Origin of the sequence: Microbacterium helvum (assembly GCF_014779795.1) — a bacterium.
GTDB classification, from domain to species: domain Bacteria; phylum Actinomycetota; class Actinomycetes; order Actinomycetales; family Microbacteriaceae; genus Microbacterium; species Microbacterium helvum.
Genome location: NZ_JACXZS010000004.1, coordinates 142,488 through 162,185, shown reverse-complemented (window position 1 = coordinate 162,185; position 19,698 = coordinate 142,488). Strand labels below are relative to the sequence as shown.

The window sequence follows — 19,698 nt, the reverse complement described above, 5'->3', positions numbered from 1 at the left end:
CACCGGATGAAGTCGCTTCTGAATGTCGCCGCGGGCGCAGAGACGGTCGCGAAGTCGGGAGAGAAGCACGTGAACGGTGAAGTCCTCGCCATCCGCGGCGGACGCCCCCTGACCGGTCGGGTCGAGGTGAAGGGTGCCAAGAACCTCGTCACGAAGGCGATGGTCGCGGCCCTTCTCGGCGAGACCACGAGCGTCCTCCGCGACGTCCCCGACATCAGCGACGTCCAGGTCGTGCGCTCTCTGCTCGAGGTCCACGGCGTCCGCGTCTGGGACGGTGAAGAAGAGGGGACGATCCACCTCGACCCGAGCGGCGCGGTTGCGGCCCACTTCGAAGAGATCGACGCGCACGCGGGTGCCTCCCGCATCCCGATCCTGTTCTGCGGTCCGCTCCTGCACCTGCTCGGCGAGGCGCTCATCCCCGACCTCGGCGGCTGCCGCATCGGCGACCGCCCCATCAACTTCCACATGGACGCGCTGCGCGCGTTCGGCGCGGTCGTCGACAAGAGCTACGAGGGCATCCGCATCACGGCCCCGAACGGCCTGCACGGCGCCAACATCGAGCTGCCCTACCCGAGCGTCGGCGCGACCGAGCAGGTGCTGCTCACCGCGGTGCGCGCCAAGGGCGTCACCGAGCTGCGCAACGCCGCCATCGAGCCCGAGATCATGGATCTCATCGCGGTGCTGCAGAAGATGGGCGCGATCATCTCGTACGAGCCCAACCGCGTCATCTTCATCGAGGGCGTCGACTCGCTGCGGGGCTACGACCACCGCGCGATCTTCGATCGCAACGAGGCGGCCTCGTGGGCGTGCGCGGCGCTGGCGACGGACGGCGACATCTTCGTGGGCGGCGCCCGGCAGCAGGAGATGCTGACGTTCCTCAACGTGTTCCGCAAGGCCGGCGGCTGGTTCGACGTGCGCGAGGACGGCATCCAGTTCCGCCGCGGCGGCGCGCTCAAGCCGGTCGTGGTCGAGACCGACGTGCACCCGGGGTTCATGACCGACTGGCAGCAGCCGCTCATCGTCGCCCTCACGCAGGCCGAGGGCCAGTCCACCGTCCACGAGACGGTCTATGAGAACCGCCTCGGCTTCACCGAGGCGCTGAACCTCATGGGCGCCGACATCGTCGTGCACCCTGACGGCATCGACGCACCGGGCCGCCGCGTGCCGCGCCGCGCGCTCGAGCAGGCTGCCGTCATCAACGGCCCGACGCCGCTGCACGGTGCGGACGTCGTCGTGCCCGACCTGCGGGGCGGGTACAGCTACGTGATCGCGGCCCTTGCCGCCGAAGGCGAGTCGGTGGTGCGCAACATCGGCATCATCCGCCGCGGGTACGAGAAGTTCCTCACCAAGCTCGAGATGCTCGGTGCCGACTTCGACGTCATCGGGTGACGCGTTGAGCCCCCGTCGACCGCGCGCTTCCCGCGAGAAGACGCGTCCGAGCATCTTCTGGCCGCTTGCCGCCATCGTCGTGCCGCTCGTGGGTCTGATCTTCAAGATCGAGATCGAGGGCGGCGAGAAGCTGCCCCGCGACGGCGCCTTCGTGCTGGCGCCCAACCACGTGAGCGAGATCGACCCGCTCGTGGTCGCCGTCGCCGTGTGGCGCCTGGGCCGCGCTCCCCGGTTCATGGCGAAGGAGAGCCTCTTCCGCGTCCCCGTCCTCGGCTGGGTGCTGCGTCGCACGGGGATGGTGCCCGTGTCGCGGGCGACCTCCACTGCGGCCGCCCGTGCCACGCTCGAGTCGTCCGAGACGCTGGTGCGCCACGGGCGCGGCGTCATCGTGTACCCCGAAGGCTCGCTCACGCGCGAGCCTGAGCTGTGGCCCATGCGCGGCAAGACCGGTGCGGTCCGCCTCGCGCTGGCCGGCGGCATCCCCGTCATCCCGATGGCGCAGTGGGGCGCGCAGCAGGTCCTGCCGCGCTACGGCAAGCTCAAGCTGTGGCCGTTGCGCCGCCGGGTGCGTGTGATCGTGGGCGATCCCGTCGATCTGTCGGCGTACACCGATGCGGCCGCGTCGCAGACGGCGCTCGTCGCAGCCACCGACGTCGTCATGGCCGACATCGCAGGGCTGCTGTCACGGCTGCGTGGCGAGCCTGCGCCCGCGACCCGCTGGAATCCCGCCGACCACGGGCAGAAGGAGACGGGTCGCCTTGAGTCGTAGGCAGGATTCCACGCGCCCGCGGGTCGCCGTCGTCGGCGCCGGAAGCTGGGGCACGACGTTCGGCAAGATCCTTGCCGACGGTGGCGCGCATGTCACCATGTGGGCGCGCCGTCCGGAGCTCGCGACCGAGATCCAGGAGGGCAAGCGCAACAGCGAGTACCTTCCCGGCATCAACCTGCCCCGCGACATGCACGCGACGCACCACCTGTCCGAAGCTCTCGAGGGTGCGGAGCAGGTCTACCTGTCGATCCCGAGCCAGGCGGTGCGGCAGAACCTCAAGGCCGTGCGCCCCCTGATCGCCAAGACGGACGTGCCGATCGTGTCGCTCATGAAGGGCGTCGAGCGGCGGACGGGCCTGCGCATGAGTCAGGTCATCGAACAGGAGCTCGGCTGCGACCCGGCGCGCATCGCGGTGGCCTCCGGCCCCAACCTCGCGCTCGAGATCGCCCGCGAACAGCCGACCGCTGCGGTGATCGCCTCGACGAGTCAAGAGACGGCTGATGCGGTCGCCCGCCGCGCGCGCAACGGCTACTTCCGCACGTTCGTCAACACCGATGTCATCGGCACGGAGTTCGGCGGCGTGCTCAAGAATCTCATCGCCGTCGCGATCGGCATCGTCGACGGCGTGGGCTACGGCGAGAACACCAAGGCGTCGATCATCACCCGCGGCCTCGTCGAGATGACCGACTTCGCCGTCGCGTTCGGCGCGCAGCCCGAGACGCTGCAGGGCCTCGCGGGCCTGGGCGACCTCATCGCGACGTGCCAGTCGCCCCTCAGCCGCAACAACACCGCCGGGCGCCTGCTCGGCCAGGGCTACCGCTTCGACGACGTGGTCAAGCAGATGAACCAGACGGCGGAGGGGCTCGCATCGGTCGCGCCCATCCTGCAGCTGGCGCGCGAGGTCGGCGTGCAGATGCCGATCGTCGAGCAGGTCAAGATGGTGCTCGACGGCACCATGAACCCTCGGGACATCGCGCCCCACCTGACGACAGACGACGACACCCCTCAGGGGGAGAGGACGCAGAATGGACAAGCCGGCGGTGGCGGTGCTCTTTGGCGGTCGATCCAGCGAGCACTCGATCAGTTCCGCAACGGCGGGCGGGGTGCTGCGGGCGATCGACCGTGACCGCTACCGGGTGATCCCGATCGGCATCACCCGCGACGGCGTGTTCGTCCTCGAGGACGACGATCCCGACAAGTTCGCGCTCGACGCCGACCGCCTTCCCGAGGTGATCGACAACGGCTCGCGGGTCGTGTGGCCCGAGGGCGGCGCGGATCGCACGCTGCGCGTGCGCCGCGCCGACGGCACGGTCGACGACCTCGGCCGTCTCGACGTCGTGCTGCCGATCCTGCACGGCCTGCACGGCGAGGACGGCACCGTCCAGGGCTTCTTCGACACGCTGGGCATCCCGTACGCGGGCGGCGGGGTGCTCGACTCGGCGCTGTGCATGGACAAGCACTTCATGAAGATCGTCCTCGCGGCCGCCGGCGTGCCGGTGTCGCCGTGGGTGACGGTCACGCGCGCCCGCTGGGAGAGCGATCCCGAGGGAGTGCGGGTGGATGCCGCGGCCCTGGGTGAGCCGACGTTCGTCAAGCCCGCGCGCGCGGGGTCGAGCGTGGGCGTCTCGAAGGTCCACGAGGCGTCCGAGCTGGACGGCGCACTCGCGCTGGCGTTCGCCGAGGACGACAAGGTGCTCATCGAGTCCGCCATCGTCGGCCGCGAGGTCGAGGTGGCCGTGCTCGAAGGGCGCGGCGGCGCCGGCGCACGGGCATCGCTCCCCGGTGAGATCGTGCTCACGACGCGGGAGTTCTACGACTTCGAGGGCAAGTACCTCGGGGGCGACGGGGCGGACGTCGTGTGCCCGGCCGATCTGACGGCCGCCGAGATCGCGGCGATCCAGGACCTCGGCGTCCGCGCGTTCGACGCGGTGGACGGCCGCGGGCTCGCGCGCGTCGACTTCTTCCTCACGGCCGACGGCCTGTACGTCAACGAGCTGAACACGATGCCCGGCTTCACGCCGATCTCGATGTTCCCGAAGTGCTGGCTCGCGTCGGGCATGACCTACCCCGAGCTGATCACGGAGCTCATCGACACGGCGCTGGAGCGCGCCGCCTGACGGCCGCGGGGGACGCGTCAGCCGTTGTCGGCGGTCGCGTCCTCGAGCAGCGTCTCGGTGTTGGTGCAGGCCGAGACGCTGGTCGTGGCGTTCTGCACGACTCGTTCGCCCAGCTGGGTGAGTGCCTCGTTGGGCGAGACCGCCTCGTTGTCGATGAACACCTCGACGGCGGGTTCACGCCCGTACGTGGTGACGAGATACTTCGGCGCCTGCGTCTCGTCGACGACCCAGTCGACGCCGCCGAGGGTGATGCACTTCGCCTCGGTCGGCCCGGGTGCCGCGACACCGCAGCGCAGCAGGATGGCCGACCCGTCGTTGCCCCACGCGCCAGTCGCCTGGGCGTCGGTCCAGATCCGGGACTGCCCGTCGACCGAGCCGGGCAGTCGCACGCTCACTTCGGCGCACGCCGGGTCGTTGGCGTCCTCCGCCGGAACCATGTCGACGGTCGTCGAGCAGCCCGCGAGGCCGACCGTCGCGACGACGACGAGTCCGGCGGCGGCCAGGGAGGGGATCAGACGCACTGTTCCAGGCTAACCCCGGCGTGACGGCATCCCGGACCCACGACGGTACCGTGGACGGATGGTCGACGAGCACGCGGATCCGACGGTGGGGGAGCTCAGCGAGGGGGCGATTCTTCGGAGCATCCTCGACAGGCTGGGCGCGTCGAACGCACTGGTCGGCCCCGGAGACGACGCAGCCGTCATCGCCGCCGCCGACGGGCGCGTGGTCGCCACCGTGGACACGCTCGTGCACGGACCGGACTTCCGCCTCGCGTGGACGAGCGCGTACGACCTCGGCTACAAGGCCGCGGCTGTGAACCTCGCCGACGTCGCCGCCATGGGTGCCACGCCCACGGCGCTGCTCGTCGCGCTGGCGATGCCCGACTCCACACGGCTCTCGTTCGTGACCGGCATCGCCGACGGCCTGCGCGCCGCGTGCCGCGAGCTCGCACCCGGCTGTCGGGTGGAGGGCGGCGACCTCACCGTCTCGGACACGCTCACCGTGGCGGTGACGGCGCTGGGTGCGCTCGCCGGTCGCACGCCCGTGCTGCGCTCGGGTGCGCGCCCCGGCGACGTCGTCGCGGTCGCGGGAGAGCTGGGACGGGCGGCGCGCGGTCTGCGTGTGCTGTTCGAACGGTTCACGGATGCCGCCCACTTGCCGGTCCCCGTCGACGAGAGCGTCCTGGCCCCGGCCGAGCGCGACGACCTCGCCGCGCAGCTGCGTCCGGCGCCCCCGGTGGCGCTCGGCCCGGTCGCGTGCGACGAGGGCGCGACGGCGATGATGGACGTGTCGGACGGGCTTCTGCTGGACGCGTCGCGGATGGCTGCGGCATCCGGCGTCTGCATCGCGCTGGAGACCGCTGCGCTCGGCGACGACCCGCGCTCTGCGCTGACGGGCGGCGAGGACCACGCTCTGCTGGCGACCTTCCCGCACGACCGGCCGCTGCCTGCGGGATTCCGCCGGATCGGCCGTGTGCGGGCGCAAGGCCCCGACCCGGTGCTCGTCGACGGCGCGCGCTACGAGGGCCGCGCCGGCTGGGACCCCTACCGCGATTGGGACGCGCGCACCGGCTGAGTCCCGGCGCCGGAGGATCGGCTGCGCCACCGATGTCGCCCTCGCCCGCTACGGTGACGGAGTGACCGAACTTCTTCCTCGATCCGCGCCGGAGCAGCAGGGCATCCCGACGGCGGCGATCGAGCGCCTCGTGGCCGCGCTCGGCGGCATCTCTCACCTCCACACCCTGACCGTCGTGCGGCACGGGCACGTCGTCGCCGAGGCGACGTGGGCACCGTACGAGCGCGACGAGCCGACGGCGATGTACTCGGTCAGCAAGAGCTTCACCTCGCTGGCGGTGGGGCTCGCGATCGACGAGGGGCGGTTCGGGCTCGACGACAGGGTGATCGATCTGGTGCCCGATGCCGCCCCGACAGAGCCGTCGGAGCATCTCGCGCAGCTGCGCGTGCGGCACCTGCTCACGATGACCACGGGTCATACCTCCGAGGTCGAGCTGTGGCAGGGGGACTGGGCGCGCGACACGCTCGCCGCCGAGCTCGTCCACGCACCCGGCACGCACTGGATGTACAACACGCCCGCGACCTATCTGCTGTCGCTCATCGTCCAGACGCGCACCGGCGAGCGGCTGCTCGACTACCTGCGTCCGCGGCTGTTCGAACCGCTCGGCTTCGTCGATCCGGCGTGGCTGCAGAGCCCGTCGGGAGTGGATGCCGGCGGCTTCGGCCTGTCGATCAGGCCCGAGGAGCTGGCGGCGTTCGGCCAGCTGCTGCTGCAGCGCGGCAGCTGGAAGGGCCGGCAGCTGGTGCCCGCGGGATGGATCGACGAGGCGACGGCGTGGCAGGTCGCCAACGATCCTGGCGAATCGGACTGGAACCAGGGCTACGGCTTCCAGTTCTGGCAGTGCCGGCACGGGGCCTACCGTGGCGACGGCGCATTCGGGCAGTACGTCGTGGTGATGCCCGAGCACGACGCCGTCGTGGCGATCACCGGGGGCCTGCCCGACATGCAGCTGCCGCTGGACGCGCTCTGGGCCGAGCTGCTCCCGGCCTTCGACGCGGTGTCGTCGTCAGGTGTGGCGCCGGCGGACGCCGTCGGTGGCGGAACCGCGCTCATCGTCCCGACCGTGCCGATCGCTGCACCCGGCGGCGAGATCCGCGACGAGGCGGTCGAGTACGCGTACGAGGGCGGTCCGCTGCGGCGGCTGCGCATCTCGGGCGGAGTGCTCGAGGTCGACGATCACGAGCTGCCCTTCGTGCCGGGGGAGTGGACGGTCGCGGTGTTCCCGGCCGACCCGTCGGCAGACCGGTTCTGGTACGGCGACCGCGTCGCCGTCGGCGGGGGCTGGAACGGCGACGAGTTCGCAGCCGAGCTGCGTCTGCTGGGCGACGCCGCCACGCTCCGGCTGGTGCTGGAGAGCACCGGGCGGCTCACGATCACGCAGGATGTCGGCTTCGATGGCACCGACGTGTGGGCAGGCGACGCGACTCAGGCCGTGGTCGCCCACCAGAGCGTGGTGTCTCCGTAGCGCTTCGACCGTGAGGCCACGAGCCCGTCGGGCAGGACAGGCTGGGGCGAGCGCGAGGCGCGCTCGATGACGACGTGGCCGCCGTCGGCGACGAGCGGCGCGACCAGGGCGAGCGTCGCCGCGAGCTCGGTCTCGCCCACGTCGTACGGCGGGTCCAGGAACACCAGGTCGAACGGTCCGGGCGCCGTGCGCAGATACGCGTCGGCGCTCGATCGGTGCACGCGGACGACGACGCCGGCGCCGATCGCCTTGGCGACCCGGCCCGCGTTGCGCTGGGCGACGGTCGCCGCGCGCGGCGCCTTCTCGACCAGGTCGACGGATGCCGCACCGCGGCTGGCGGCCTCCAGACCGAGCGCACCCGAGCCGGCGTACAGGTCCAGGACCGCTGCTCCCCGTATCGCATCGGCCGACTCCAGCGCACCGAACAGTGACTCCCGCACCCGGTCGCTGGTGGGGCGCGTGCCCGCATCGGGAACGTCGAGGCCGAGCGAGCCGGCGCGGCCCGCGATGATGCGCGTCACCCCCTCACGATAGCCGGGCACCGCGTTCGCGGGCGACGCGGGCGGGGTCCGCGTCGCCGCAGGTCGGAACCCCGCGATAGCCTCGGGGAATGACGTCCTTCAGCCTCGATACGCGTCTGGGCGGCGCGATCGGCGGCAAGACGGCGGCCGCACTGGAGCGGGCTTTCGGCATGACCACGGTGGGCGACCTGCTCGTCCACTACCCTCGCCGGTACGCGCGCCGCGGCGAGCTGACACCGATCTCGACGCTGCCGATCGGCGAGCCCGTCACGATCGTCGCCGAGGTCCGTCGGGTCAACGAGCGACGCATGAAGAACCGCAACGGCTCGCTGCTCGAAGTCGTCATCAGCGACGGCAACGGCGAGATGTCCCTGACGTTCTTCAACCAGTCCTGGCGCGTGCGCGATCTGAGACCCGGCCGGCAGGGCATCTTCGCGGGCAAGGTCGGGGTGTATCGCGGTGCCCAGCAGCTCACGCATCCCGACTACGAGCTGTTCGAGGACGAAGACGCGGCACGGCTCAAAGCGGCCGAGAACGTGCATCTGCCGATCCCGATCTATCCTGCCACGAGCACCGTCGCGAGCTGGCAGCTGCAGAAGACGGTCGAGCTCGTGCTGGACGGTCTGGGAGAGATCCCCGAGCCCCTCCCGCCGGAGGTGCGGGCACGGCACGACCTTCTCGATGCCCGGACCGCGCTGGAGCGGATCCACCGCCCCCAGCACTTCGAAGAGATCGACCAGGCGCGGGCGACGCTGCGCATGCAAGAGGCCTTCGTGCTGCAGGTCGCGCTGCTGCAGCAGCGCGCCTTCGTCCGCGCGATGTCGGCCACCCGTCGCATCCCGGGCACGCTCCTGGAGCGGTTCGACGCCGCGCTGCCCTTTCCGCTCACTCCGGACCAGGTGGACGTCGGCGACCAGATCCGGCGGGACCTGCAGGGCGACTGGCCCATGAACCGGCTGGTGCAGGGCGAGGTCGGTTCGGGCAAGACGCTCGTCGCGCTGCGCGCCATGCTGCAGGTCGCGCAGGACGGCGGGCAGTCCGCGCTGATCGCGCCGACCGAGGTGCTCGCGGCGCAGCACGTGCGCTCCATCGACCGCATGCTCGGCCCGCAGCTCGCGCCGGAGCTCATGCCGACCCTGCTCACCGGCCAGCTGCCGGCCGCGGAGCGACGCAAAGCGGCGCTGCGCGCGGCGTCGGGCCAGGCGCGCATCGTGGTGGGCACCCACGCGCTGTTGAGCGAGAGCACGACGTTCGCCGACCTCGGGCTGGTGGTGGTCGACGAGCAGCACCGCTTCGGGGTCGAGCAGCGCGAGTCGCTGCGCGCGAAAGGGTCTGCGCCGCACGCTCTCGTGCTCACCGCGACGCCGATCCCGCGCACCGTCGCGATGACGGTGTTCGGTGATCTCGATGTGTCGACGATCCGCACCATGCCGGCGGGCCGTGCCGCGATCGAGACGTTCGTCGCGCCGCTCGCCGAGAAGCCCGGGTGGTTCGGCCGCGTCTGGGAGCGCATCGCCGAAGAGGTGGCGCAGGGCCGGCAGGCGTTCGTGGTCTGCGCTGCCATCGACGCCGAAGCGCTCACCAAGGACGACACCGCCGACGAGCCCGCGGGCGATACGGCAGGAGAGGCCCCTCGCACCCGCTGGGGTGTCGTGCAGGTCGCCGACCTGCTGTCGCGACATCCCTCTTTCTCAGACATCCGCGTGCAGATCCTGCACGGCAAGATGCCGTCGGATGAGAAGGATGCCGTCATGCAGGCGTTCGCCCGCGGCGACGTCGACGTGCTGGTGGCCACCACGGTCGTCGAGGTGGGCGTGGATGTTCCCAACGCGTCGACGATGGCGATCCTCGAAGCCGACCGGTTCGGCGTCTCGCAGCTGCATCAGCTGCGCGGACGTGTCGGTCGCGGGGGCCTCCCGGGGCTGTGCCTGCTCGTCACCGAGGCGCCGCAGGGCTCGCCGGCGCGCGACCGCGTCGATGCCGTCGCCTCGACACTCGACGGCTTCGCTCTGGCCGAGGTCGATCTCGAGCTGCGCGGTGAGGGCGATGTGCTGGGTGACGCGCAGTCCGGAGCCCGTTCGTCGCTGCGCCTGCTGCGCGTCGTGAAGGACGCCGACATCATCGCAGAGGCGCGTATCGCGGCCGAGCACGTGCTTGCCGACGATCCTGCGCTGGACCGTCACCCGGGTCTCGCCGCCGCGCTGGAGCACAGCGTGGGCATGGCCGAACGCGCCGCCCTCGCGAAGAACTGACGCGTCGGAGCACACCAGCGCGGCCAGTAGGCTGGTCGGTATGAGCAGCCGGATCGCCGTCGTCCCGGGATCGTTCGATCCGCCGACCCTCGGTCATCTCGATGTCATCCGCCGGGCGGCGTCGCTGTACGACCAGCTGCACGTGCTGGTGGTGCACAACCCGGGCAAAGAGGCGATGCTCCCGATCGCACAGCGGCAGTCGCTGCTGGAGCAGTCGATCGCCGAGAGCGCCATCGAAGGCGATGTGGTGGTGGCGTCGTGGAGCATGGGTCTGCTCGTCGACTACGCGACCGACGTGGGCGCCGGCGTGCTCGTGAAGGGCATCCGATCGCAGGTCGACGTGGCCTATGAGACTCCGATGGCGATCGTGAACCGTCATCTCGCGCACGTCGAGACGGTTTTCCTGCTGCCGGATCCCGCCCACGCGCTGGTCTCCAGCTCGCTGGTGCGCCAGGTCGCCTCCCTCGGTGGAGACGTGTCGCCGTACGTGCCGGCGGCCGTCGCACGGTTCCTCGACACGGGGGCGCGCGGCATCTGATCGCCCGCCCGCGGCTAGGCTTGTTCCGTGGTCAGAAAGCATGTGACGGGTCCGTTCGCGATCCCGGTCCGCGATCTCGTGCATCGTGCCGGCGAGATGCGCGAGCACTCCTTCGAGGTACCGGCGCCCGAGAAATGGGGCGAGGGTCTCGTCTCGGTCGCCGAGGGCGAGCAGGTCGCTGTCGACGTGCGACTGGAGTCCGTGCACGAGGGCATCCTCGTGTCGGGCGAGGTCGACACGGAGTACACCGGAGTGTGCGGTCGCTGCCTCACCGACATCACCCAGGGGCTCCAAGTCGAGTTCCAGGAGCTTTTCGCGTATCCTGGAGAGGACGAAGCTGACTTCGAGGTTCAAGACGACCACGTGGATCTTGAAACTCTGGTCAGGGAAGCGGTCGTCCTGTCGCTTCCATTTCAGCCGGTATGTCAGCCGGATTGCCCCGGCCTTGATCCGGTCACGGGTGAGCGACTGACCGAGAATGCCGGTGCAGAGCTGAGCCAGCCGGCCGATCCACGATGGGCCGCGCTCCAGGACTTCACCCCAGACGTTCCCCGCTCACGCGGGGATGATCCGACAGAAGAGAGTTAGCCATGGCAGGTAACCCCCCGAAGCGCAAGGTTTCCCGTTCGAACACCCGCTCGCGTCGCGCGCAGTGGAAGGCCGAGGCCCCCACGCTCGTCAAGACCGTCGAGAACGGCAAGACGGTCTACAGCCGCCCGCACCAGGCGAAGGTCGTCACCGACTCGCAGGGCACCGAGCTGTTCCTCGAGTACAAGGGCCGCAAGGTCGCCGACGTCTGATCGTCGCACTGACGTGACCGACGTCACTGCCGAGCGCCTCGCGCTCGCAGAACTCACACAGAAGCTCGGGGTCGACATCGACCCCGAGCTTCTGTCGCTGGCGCTCACGCATCGTTCGTGGGCGTATGAGAACGGGCAGGTCCCGCACAACGAACGCCTGGAGTTCCTGGGTGATTCGGTGCTCGGACTGGCCGTGACGATGCGCCTGTACACCGGGCATCCCGAGCTCGAAGAGGGCGCCCTCGCCAAACGGCGGGCGAGCGTCGTGTCGACCGTGGCCCTCGCCGAGATCGCGCGCGGCATCGGTCTCGGGCAGTACCTGCTGCTGGGCCGCGGCGAAGACCTCACCGGCGGCCGTGACAAGGACTCGATCCTCGCCGACACGATGGAGGCCATCTTCGGCGCCACCCACCTGTCGGCGGGATCGGATGCCGCAACAGCCCTGGTGCTGCGCCTCGTGGAGCCGCTGCTCGCCGACCCCGAGCGCTACGGGGCGGCGATGGATCCGAAGACCGCGCTGCAGGAGCTGGCCGCCCACGGCGGCATGCTCCCGCCCTCGTACGCGGTGACCTCGACCGGCCCCGATCACGACCGCCAGTTCACCGCGACGGTGACGGTCGGCGACCTCGTCGCCGAGGGAGCGGGCACCAGCAAGAAGCACGCCGAGATGGCCGCCGCGCTCACCGCGTGGCGAGAACTCAGCGGGCGTGCCTGAGCTTCCCGAGGTCGAGGTCGTCAGAGCGGGCCTCGCACCCGCGGTGACGGGCGCGACGGTCCTGGGCGTCACGGTGTTCGACGAGCGTGCGCTGACCCGTCATCCCGGCAGCGCGCTGGACTTCGAGGCAGCGCTCACCGGGCGCCGGATCCGCGCGTCGGTTCGGCGGGGCAAGTTCTTGTGGCTCCCGCTCGAGCCCGAGGATCCGGCTGATCCCGCCGAGCATGCCGTCGTCGGCCATCTCGGCATGAGCGGACAGCTGCTGCTGCGCACGCCGGGCGCGGCGCCGGAGCGGCACGAGCGCGTCCGCCTCGATCTGGCCCACCCCGTTCACGGTGAGGTCGCGGTCGTCTTCGCGGACCAGCGCACGTTCGGATCGCTGGCGATCGACGAGCTCGTCCCGACGCCCGACGCCGCCCCGGGCGGCTGCGGCGGCGAGGAGGCATCGATCCCGCGCCAGGTGGCGCACATCGCGCGGGATCCGCTGGACCCCGCCTTCTCGGACGCTCGGTTCCGCACCGCGCTGGTCCGCAAGGACTCAGCGATCAAGCGCGTGCTCCTGGATCAGACCGTCATCAGCGGCGTCGGAAACATCTATGCGGACGAGTCGCTCTGGGCCGCCCGCATCCATCCCGAGACGCCGGCGCGAGCACTGTCGACCCGCGCCGTGAACCGACTGCTCGGCGAAGTGCGCCATGTGCTCGACAAGGCGCTGGCCGAGGGCGGCACGAGTTTCGACGCGCAGTATGTCAACGTGAACGGCCAGGCGGGCTACTTCGCGCACTCGCTCAACGCGTACGGCCGCACCGGGGAGCCGTGTCCCCGGTGCGGCCGTCCGATCGTGCGGGTGCCGTTCACCAACCGGTCGAGTCACTTCTGCGCCCACTGCCAGCGGCGGCGGTCGCTCGGCTGACGCTGCCCACGGCTCAGAGCTCGAGCACCTTCTTCCACGCGCCCGCGTACGAGGCGGGGACGAAGCCGATCGCCTCGTTGATGTCGAGCATGTGGCGGTTCTCCTCAGCGTTGAACGTCGACACCCGCGGCGACTGCGACGCGATCGTGCGCCACCTCAGCAGGTTGGCGCACTTGACGATGGTTCCGAGGCGGTGCCCGCGATGCTCCTTCACGACCAGCGTGCCGAACTGCTGCGTGGCGCCCGTGGGGTCGTCCGCGATCGCCAGCTCGTTGTACGCGGCGACGCGACCGGTGGGCACGTGCAGCACCGCGGCGACCGAGACCGTCAGTCCCTGCGCCTTCAGCCGGGCGTCGCGCCGTCTCACGCGCGCGGCGTCCCAGTGCTGCTCATCGATGACGAGCCCGCCCTGCGGCGCGTCGGTCGACATGCGCGACAAGGCGTAGGCGAAGCCGTCGATGTACTCGGGCGGCGTCGGGGACGTCCACGCGACCGACCGGTAGTCGTCGCCCGCGGCGGCCTCCGCATCGTGGAGCATGCGTTCGACGGGCGACAGATCGCCCGTGAGGTCGAACACGCTGTTGCGCTCCACCTGCTCGAGCGTGAAGCCGTTCGCCTGTTGCAGCCGCGCCTCCGTGTCGGCCGGAACGGAGCCCCAGCCGGTCGGCGACGGGAGACGTTCGCCGCCGTCGTCGGGGCGGTGGAGGGTCCAGGTCTGGATCGTGGCGATGCCGCGTTCCCGTGCCTCGCGCTCCACCTCCGCGAGCAGAAGCTCCTCGGTGCCCCGGCCACGGTGCGGCGGGTCGACCATCAGGTCGAACTCGAGAGAGCTGACGTCCGGCTGGTTCGCGATGAGCATCTTCACGACGCCCAGCACGTCGTCACCCCGCTGGGCCGCGAAGCCGAGCTGCACCCAGTCGGTCTGGTCGTGCCAGGACCCCAGCATCTCGGCAGGCTCTTCGTGGAGGTAGTCGTGCCCGGCGTCGTTCAGGCAGACGGCGTTGGCGATGCGGACCATCTCGACGAACACCCTGGCATCGGGTGCGTCGACGGTCTTCGGGACGACGACGGGACTGATCGTGACGACGTCGATGGCGAGCTCAGACATCGAGCACCTTCTTCCACGCGCCGTCGTAGGCGATGGGCAGGAATCCGATCGCCTCGTTGATATCCAGCATGGGACGGTTCTCCTCTGCGTTGTAGGTGATGACGCGCGGCGACGCGGGTGCGACGTCGCGCCAGGTGAGCAGTCCGGCGCACTTCACGAGGGTGCCGAGCTTGTGGCCGCGGTGCTCCTTGAGCACCAGGGTGTCCTCCTGATGGGATGCCTCGGTCCGGTCCTTGCCGACGACCAGCTCGTTGAACGCACAGAGTTCGCCGGTCTGGATGTGCTGCGCGGCGGTCACGAGCAGCGTGCGTCCGGAGTCGGTGTACTTCGCGTCATGCTCGGCGATCCGGGCGGCGTCCCAGGTCTCTTCGGCGAACTCCATCGCGCCGGTGGGAGTGTCGGTCGACATCCGGGACTTCATCCAGGCGTAGCCGTCCACATGCTCGGCGGGTGTCGGTGCGAACCACTGCACGACGCGGTAGTCGCCCGAGGCCGCCTCGGCGAGGGCCAGCAGGCGCCGCACCTCGTCGAACGGCCCGGTCAAGTCGAAGGCGCTGCTGCGCTCGACCTGCTCGAGCGTGTACCCGTGGCCGAGATAGAACCGCGCGACGTGGTCTTCGGGGATGCTGCCGAAGCCGGTCGGCGGTGCCAGCCGCGGGCCGTCCGCCGCCGGGTGCTCCGCCCAGGACTGCAGCACCGTGCGTCCGTTCTCGCGTGCGGTGCGCTCGACGAGCTCGTACGCGGCCGAGCCGATTCCCCGGCCCCAGGTGCGACGGAGCAGCTCGATCAGCCAGAAGGCCGCGCTCGACCCCTCGTCGTGCGGGATGTCGACGCCCACACGGCCGATCACCTCGCCCTCGTCGAGGACGATCCAGGAGCAGCGGGTCTCGTACTCGTTCGGGCGGTAGTGGGGGAGCAGCTCTGCGGGAGAGATCGCCTCGTCTCCGTGGCCGGAGATCTCTCGGTAGATCTCGTTGCGGACCCGGACCATCTCGACGAAGTCGCCGGCGTCGGGGTCCTCGATCGATGCCGGGATGACGAGGGGGCGGATCTCCAGCCCCGTGATGGTGGTCATGTCGTTTCCTTGCGAGTGAGGTGAGTAAGCGGGGTATGGGGTCCGCCGCCCGGAGCGGGCGGCGGACCCGGTGGCGATCACAGGCCGTGAGCGAGGATGATGCCGCGCAGATACGCGCGTTCGCGCTCTGCGGCGTCCTCCTGTCGCCGGTAGGCGTCGGCGTGGCGCCCGCGGTCGTCCGCCAGCCGAGGTGCGCGCGTGCTCCACAGCAGCAGGCGCACCGCGAGGTGCATGGCGACGCGATCCACGATCGATACGCGGTCGGGACTCGGAAGTCGCAGCGAATCGGGCTCACCCGAAGAGCGCTGCGGCGCGAGACGTGTACTCATGATGGTTCTTCTTCCGATCGGAGAGGGATGCCTGGGCCAAGGCGGCCGGAGGCGGAGATGCCGTGCCGCAGCACGGCGGGATGGCGGCAGGGGGAGCGCGCTCAGCATCCGTGACCGGATGCGGCGCAGCAGACGGTACCGGCCCGGTGACGGGCAGACTCGTCCCCTGCGGGGATCAGATGGCGGCGGGGAACCGGCCGCTCAGCACAGCGCCGAAGGAGAGGGTCCCCGACGCGAACGCACGAATCGCTCCGCCATCACGGGCGGCGATTCCAGTGGTGTTGTCGATCATCATCGGTGGACCTCCTTTCTCAACTTCAGACGCGGAGAGTGACGCTAGCGCGGATCCGTCCGCCACGTCAAGCCTTTTCGCAGATTCGCTTCTCGCATGGCGTGTCGCGGGCTGGGCGGAACCCCGGCCGGGCTCGCGGAATCCGCGCCGGGCTCCGGTAGCGTAGGCGGGTAATCGACCGGGGGCGGAGGGCGCAGCCATGCACCTGAAGAGCGTGACGCTCAAAGGGTTCAAGTCGTTCGCCCAGCCGACGAGATTCGACCTCGAACCCGGGGTGACGTGCATCGTCGGCCCCAACGGCTCCGGCAAGTCCAACGTCGTCGACGCCCTCGCGTGGGTGATGGGCGAGCAGGGGGCCAAGACCCTGCGCGGCGGCAAGATGGAGGACGTCATCTTCGCCGGCACTGCCACGCGCGGCCCGCTCGGCCGCGCGGAGGTGCAGCTCACGATCGACAACAGCGACGGCGCGCTGCCGATCGAGTACTCCGAGGTGACGATCAGCCGGACCCTGTTCCGCAACGGCACCAGCGAGTACGCGATCAACGGCGAGTCCTGCCGGCTGCTGGACGTGCAGGAGCTCCTGAGCGACTCGGGTCTCGGCCGCGAGATGCACGTGATCGTGGGGCAAGGCCGCCTCGACAGCGTGCTGCAGGCGACACCCGAGGATCGCCGCGGCTTCATCGAAGAGGCCGCGGGCATCCTCAAGCACCGCCGACGCAAAGAGAAGACCCTGCGCAAGCTCGACGCGATGGAGGCCAACCTCACACGCCTGAGCGACCTCGCCGGCGAGTTGCGCCGTCAGCTCAAGCCGCTGGGGCGCCAGGCCGAGATCGCGCGCGAGGCCGCGACGATCGCCGCCGTCGTGCGCGACGCCAAGGCGCGTCTCTTCGCCGATGAGCTGGTCGGGCGGCGCGAAGAGCTGGCATCGCACACACGGAACGAGCACGAACGGCACGCCGAGCGTCTCGTTCTGCAGGAGCGTCTCGACAACGCCCGCGTGCGCATCGAGCAGCTCGAGAACGACCAGCGCTCCGAAGCGGTCGACCAGGCTCGCCGTGTCGCCTTCGGCCTGGAGCGGGTGCAGGAGCGGCTCCGCGGTCTCTATGCACTCGCCGGACAGCGGCTGGCCCTGCTCGGCGATGCCGAGGACGAGGACCGCATCGAGCTGACGACCGTCTCGCAGGCGATGATCGACGAGGCCCGCAGCGAGATCGACGGGGTGTCCGACGGACTCGGGACGGCTCAGGATGCCGCAGCCGAGGCCGCCCGTGAGGTCATGCGCGCGCGGGCCGAACTCGATGCGCTCGATGTCGACATCGCGGCGCAGAGCGCCCTGGTGTCGGAGCATGACATGCGGATCACCGCGCTGCGCGGTTCGGCGGAGGCCGCGGCATCGGCTCTCGCGGCGGTGCGCGCCGCCGTCGAGCGGCAGCAGAAGGCGCTCGATGCCGCGCTGGCGCGGCGCGCCGAGGCGGAGCAGATCCTCGCCGGGGTGGACCCCGACCTGATGCCCGAGGCGGATTCCGCCGACCACGCCGTCGCGTACGAGACGGCCCAGCGCGATGCGACGGAGGCCGAGGCCGCTGTCGCGTCGCTGCGCGAGCGGCTGCACGCGGCCGAGCGCGAGCGCGAGGCGCTCACCGCGCAGACGGCGGCTCTCAGCCGTGCACTGGACGTCCAGAACGGCGCGTCGTCGCTGATCGCGCAGGGCCTCGACGGCGTGCGGGGCCTCGTCGGCGACGCGGTGCAGGTGCGTCCGGGCTACGAGGCCGCCATCGCGGCGGTGCTGGGTCCCGTCGCAGAGGGCGTGCTGGTCGAAGACCGCGCGGGTGCGTTCGCCATCGCCGCGGCGGTGCGCGACGCCGATGCGGGCGTGGTCGACATCGTGATCTCGGACGCGGGGGCGATGACACCGGCTTTCCCGGTCCTGGACGGCGTGGTGCCCGCGCGTGAGGTCGTGACGGCGCCGGCAGGCGTGCTCGGGATGCTGTCGTACGTCGTGATCGCGGACGACCTCGACGCCGCACAGGCGGTCGGCCCCGCTCTCGCCCACGCGGAGCTCGGCGGGCCGATCACGGTCGTCACGCGGCGTGGCGAGGTGTACACCGAGTACTCGCTGCGCGCGGGTGCGGGAGCGTCGCGGTCGCGGCTCGAACTGGCTGCCGAGAGGGATGCCGCCGCCGAACGCCGCGACGAGGTCGCGGTGGTCGCCGACACGCTGCGCGACGAACTCGCCGGGGCGACGGGCGCTCTGGAGTCGGCCCGTCAGCGGACCAGGACCGCGCTCACCACGCTGCGAGAGCATGACGCGGCGCTGGCGGCGCAAGCCGAGCAGCTCAATCGCGCGACGGTGCGGCACGAGGCCGCGGTCGCGGAGTGCGACCGCCTCGCCGCAGGACTGGCGCAGGCTGCTTCCGCGGTCGAGGATGCCGAGGCGTCGGCACGCTCGGCCGACGACCAGCTGACCGCCGCGCTCGAGGCGCCGCGCCCGATCCTGGACGCGTCGGCGCGCGAGGGGATGCTCGCCGCACTCGATCAGGCCCGCGACGGCGAGATGCGCGCCCGCCTGGACGTCGAGACTCTTCGCGAACGCATCCGGGCGGGCGAGTCCCGGGTCGTCGCGCTGGAGCGTCAGCGCGAGCGCGAGAAGGAGGCCGCGGCCGAGGCGGCACGGCGTGCCGTCGTCCGCCGCGCGCAGCGCGAGATCGCCGCCGGGGTCGCCGGACAGCTTCCCGCGGTGATCGACTCGGTCGATCGCTCGCTCGCGCAGGCGCGCGCCGAGCTCGCGGCCGCGGAGTCCGAGCGGACGGCACTCACCGCCGAACTCGCCGAGCTGCGTGCGCAGGAGAGCTCCGTGCGCGAGCGTCTCGCAGGGCTCACCGAGAGCGTCCACAGTCTCGAGCTGCAGATCCACGAGAAGCGGCTCCATGTGACAGGGCTGCTCGAGCGGGTGCAGTCCGAACTCGGTCTAGAGGAAGACATTCTTGTTTCGGAATATGGTCCGGATCAGCCGGTTCCGGACGATGATGCGCTCACGGGCGACGCTTCCGACGAAGACGCGGAGGCGGACGAGCCGCAGGACGACGCGGCATCCCGTCCCTACGATCGTGCGCAGCAGCGGCGACGCCTGCAGGAGGCGGAGCGCAAGCTCGCCCAGCTCGGACGCGTCAATCCGCTGGCCCTGGAGGAGTTCGCGGCGCTCGAGCAGCGCCACAAGTTCATAACCGAGCAGCTGGCCGATCTGACGCAGACGCGCAAGGATCTGCTGACGATCATCGAAGAGCTCGACGAGCGCATGCAGACGATCTTCCTCGCAGCATTCGAGGACACGCAGGTCGCCTTCGGCGAGGTGTTCCCGATCCTGTTCCCCGGCGGCACCGGGTCGATCTCGCTGACGGATCCGGACTCCCCGCTCACCACGGGCATCGAAGTCGCCGTCCGTCCCGTCGGCAAGAAGATCGAGCGGCTCTCGCTGCTGTCGGGCGGAGAGCGGTCGCTGGCGGCGGTGGCGCTGCTCACCGCGATCTTCAAGGCGCGGCCGAGCCCGTTCTACATCCTCGACGAGGTCGAGGCCGCGCTCGACGACGCCAACCTCGGACGCCTGCTCGGAGTCTTCGAGCAACTGCGCGTCTCGAGTCAGCTGATCGTCATCACGCACCAGAAGCGCACGATGGAGATCGCCGACGCGCTGTACGGCGTCTCGATGCGGCAGGACGGCGTCTCGGCGGTGGTGGGCCAGCGCGTCGGCGAACGCGTGGCGTGACGGCATCCTCCGGCGACGCCAGGCCGGCCATGCTCTGACGTGACCACGCCCCCGTTCCGCGACACGCTAGGTTCGAC

At 70.8% G+C, this 19,698-nt stretch carries 18 protein-coding genes; 13 read left to right on the top strand and 5 right to left on the bottom strand.

Going from position 1 to position 19,698, the window contains the following annotated elements; all coding sequences use genetic code 11:
• The first annotated feature begins 6 nt into the window (after positions 1–6).
• The 4 genes from murA to IF188_RS07720 are packed head-to-tail and all read left to right on the top strand — an operon-like array spanning position 7 to position 4,275.
• Positions 7–1,389, top strand: coding sequence for a UDP-N-acetylglucosamine 1-carboxyvinyltransferase (gene murA / locus IF188_RS07735; RefSeq protein WP_191171203.1), 1,383 nt, complete (start codon positions 7–9; stop codon positions 1,387–1,389).
• A gap of 4 nt (positions 1,390–1,393) precedes the next feature.
• Positions 1,394–2,158: a lysophospholipid acyltransferase family protein gene (locus IF188_RS07730; protein WP_224751600.1), complete on the top strand. Its 765-nt coding sequence runs from the start codon at positions 1,394–1,396 to the stop codon at positions 2,156–2,158.
• A complete protein-coding gene (locus tag IF188_RS07725) occupies positions 2,148–3,284 on the top strand; it encodes an NAD(P)H-dependent glycerol-3-phosphate dehydrogenase (protein WP_191171201.1) in 1,137 nt (378 codons plus the stop codon). The genes IF188_RS07730 and IF188_RS07725 overlap by 11 nt, the downstream gene beginning before the upstream one ends.
• Positions 3,184–4,275: a D-alanine--D-alanine ligase family protein gene (locus IF188_RS07720; protein ID WP_191171200.1), complete on the top strand. Its 1,092-nt coding sequence runs from the start codon at positions 3,184–3,186 to the stop codon at positions 4,273–4,275. Before IF188_RS07725 ends, IF188_RS07720 begins: the two co-directional genes overlap by 101 nt.
• A 17-nt stretch (positions 4,276–4,292) precedes the next feature.
• On the opposite strand, the gene IF188_RS07715 is transcribed toward IF188_RS07720, so the two are convergent.
• Positions 4,293–4,796, bottom strand: a complete 504-nt coding sequence (locus IF188_RS07715; protein WP_318152832.1) for a DUF3515 family protein — start codon at positions 4,794–4,796, stop codon at positions 4,293–4,295.
• A gap of 58 nt (positions 4,797–4,854) precedes the next feature.
• Here IF188_RS07715 and thiL point away from each other — a divergent pair, with 58 nt between their 5' ends.
• Both thiL and IF188_RS07705 read left to right on the top strand, forming a co-directional pair.
• A complete protein-coding gene (thiL, locus tag IF188_RS07710; RefSeq protein ID WP_191171199.1) occupies positions 4,855–5,850 on the top strand; it encodes a thiamine-phosphate kinase in 996 nt (331 codons plus the stop codon).
• A gap of 61 nt (positions 5,851–5,911) precedes the next feature.
• Positions 5,912–7,315: a serine hydrolase domain-containing protein gene (locus IF188_RS07705; RefSeq protein ID WP_191171198.1), complete on the top strand. Its 1,404-nt coding sequence runs from the start codon at positions 5,912–5,914 to the stop codon at positions 7,313–7,315.
• Here the strand turns inward: IF188_RS07705 and rsmD are convergent.
• Entirely contained in the window at positions 7,276–7,836 is a 561-nt protein-coding gene (gene rsmD / locus IF188_RS07700) for a 16S rRNA (guanine(966)-N(2))-methyltransferase RsmD (RefSeq protein ID WP_191171197.1), read from the bottom strand. The two genes, IF188_RS07705 and rsmD, sit on opposite strands and share 40 nt — an antisense overlap.
• Before the next feature lie 89 nt (positions 7,837–7,925).
• On the opposite strand from rsmD, the gene IF188_RS07695 reads away from it, so the two are divergent.
• Genes IF188_RS07695 through mutM form a run of 6 tightly spaced genes read left to right on the top strand, consistent with a single transcriptional unit; the run spans position 7,926 to position 13,054 of the window.
• Positions 7,926–10,088 carry an ATP-dependent DNA helicase RecG gene (locus tag IF188_RS07695; RefSeq protein WP_191171196.1) on the top strand — a complete coding sequence of 721 codons (2,163 nt, stop codon included), beginning with the start codon at positions 7,926–7,928 and terminating at the stop codon, positions 10,086–10,088.
• A 40-nt stretch (positions 10,089–10,128) separates the two neighbouring features.
• Positions 10,129–10,626, top strand: a complete 498-nt coding sequence (gene coaD, locus IF188_RS07690; RefSeq protein ID WP_191171195.1) for a pantetheine-phosphate adenylyltransferase — start codon at positions 10,129–10,131, stop codon at positions 10,624–10,626.
• 42 nt (positions 10,627–10,668) lie between these two features.
• Positions 10,669–11,214, top strand: coding sequence for a YceD family protein (locus IF188_RS07685; protein WP_191171194.1), 546 nt, complete (start codon positions 10,669–10,671; stop codon positions 11,212–11,214).
• A gap of 2 nt (positions 11,215–11,216) precedes the next feature.
• Positions 11,217–11,426 (top strand): 50S ribosomal protein L32, encoded by a 210-nt coding sequence (gene rpmF / locus IF188_RS07680; RefSeq protein ID WP_045297913.1) that lies wholly within the window; start codon positions 11,217–11,219, stop codon positions 11,424–11,426.
• Positions 11,427–11,439: 13 nt separating this feature from the next.
• A complete protein-coding gene (gene rnc, locus IF188_RS07675; protein ID WP_191171193.1) occupies positions 11,440–12,141 on the top strand; it encodes a ribonuclease III in 702 nt (233 codons plus the stop codon).
• Positions 12,134–13,054 carry a bifunctional DNA-formamidopyrimidine glycosylase/DNA-(apurinic or apyrimidinic site) lyase gene (gene mutM / locus IF188_RS07670; protein ID WP_191171192.1) on the top strand — a complete coding sequence of 307 codons (921 nt, stop codon included), beginning with the start codon at positions 12,134–12,136 and terminating at the stop codon, positions 13,052–13,054. Before rnc ends, mutM begins: the two co-directional genes overlap by 8 nt.
• 13 nt (positions 13,055–13,067) lie before the next feature.
• On the opposite strand, the gene IF188_RS07665 is transcribed toward mutM, so the two are convergent.
• The 3 genes from IF188_RS07665 to IF188_RS07655 form a co-directional block, all read right to left on the bottom strand.
• Complete coding sequence (locus IF188_RS07665; protein ID WP_191171191.1) at positions 13,068–14,162, bottom strand: GNAT family N-acetyltransferase; 1,095 nt, start codon at positions 14,160–14,162, stop codon at positions 13,068–13,070.
• Positions 14,155–15,237: a GNAT family N-acetyltransferase gene (locus IF188_RS07660; protein WP_191171190.1), complete on the bottom strand. Its 1,083-nt coding sequence runs from the start codon at positions 15,235–15,237 to the stop codon at positions 14,155–14,157. Before IF188_RS07660 ends, IF188_RS07665 begins: the two co-directional genes overlap by 8 nt.
• Positions 15,238–15,314: 77 nt before the next feature.
• On the bottom strand, positions 15,315–15,566 hold the full coding sequence (locus tag IF188_RS07655; protein ID WP_191171189.1) for a hypothetical protein: 252 nt from the start codon (positions 15,564–15,566) through the stop codon (positions 15,315–15,317).
• Between the two features lie 491 nt (positions 15,567–16,057).
• Here IF188_RS07655 and smc point away from each other — a divergent pair, with 491 nt between their 5' ends.
• Positions 16,058–19,621 carry a chromosome segregation protein SMC gene (gene smc / locus IF188_RS07650; RefSeq protein WP_191171188.1) on the top strand — a complete coding sequence of 1,188 codons (3,564 nt, stop codon included), beginning with the start codon at positions 16,058–16,060 and terminating at the stop codon, positions 19,619–19,621.
• Positions 19,622–19,698: the final 77 nt, after the last annotated feature.

Bases quoted from the DNA above. Each gene is read 5' to 3' on its own strand.
- murA (WP_191171203.1), top strand. From the start codon at position 7: ATGAAGTCGCTTCTGAATGTCGCCGCGGGCGCAGAGACGGTCGCGAAG.
- IF188_RS07655 (WP_191171189.1), bottom strand. From the start codon at position 15,566: ATGAGTACACGTCTCGCGCCGCAGCGCTCTTCGGGTGAGCCCGATTCG.
- thiL (WP_191171199.1), top strand. From the start codon at position 4,855: ATGGTCGACGAGCACGCGGATCCGACGGTGGGGGAGCTCAGCGAGGGG.
- IF188_RS07660 (WP_191171190.1), bottom strand. From the start codon at position 15,237: ATGACCACCATCACGGGGCTGGAGATCCGCCCCCTCGTCATCCCGGCA.
- IF188_RS07665 (WP_191171191.1), bottom strand. From the start codon at position 14,162: ATGTCTGAGCTCGCCATCGACGTCGTCACGATCAGTCCCGTCGTCGTC.
- rpmF (WP_045297913.1), top strand. From the start codon at position 11,217: ATGGCAGGTAACCCCCCGAAGCGCAAGGTTTCCCGTTCGAACACCCGC.
- smc (WP_191171188.1), top strand. From the start codon at position 16,058: ATGCACCTGAAGAGCGTGACGCTCAAAGGGTTCAAGTCGTTCGCCCAG.
- IF188_RS07720 (WP_191171200.1), top strand. From the start codon at position 3,184: ATGGACAAGCCGGCGGTGGCGGTGCTCTTTGGCGGTCGATCCAGCGAG.
- coaD (WP_191171195.1), top strand. From the start codon at position 10,129: ATGAGCAGCCGGATCGCCGTCGTCCCGGGATCGTTCGATCCGCCGACC.
- IF188_RS07695 (WP_191171196.1), top strand. From the start codon at position 7,926: ATGACGTCCTTCAGCCTCGATACGCGTCTGGGCGGCGCGATCGGCGGC.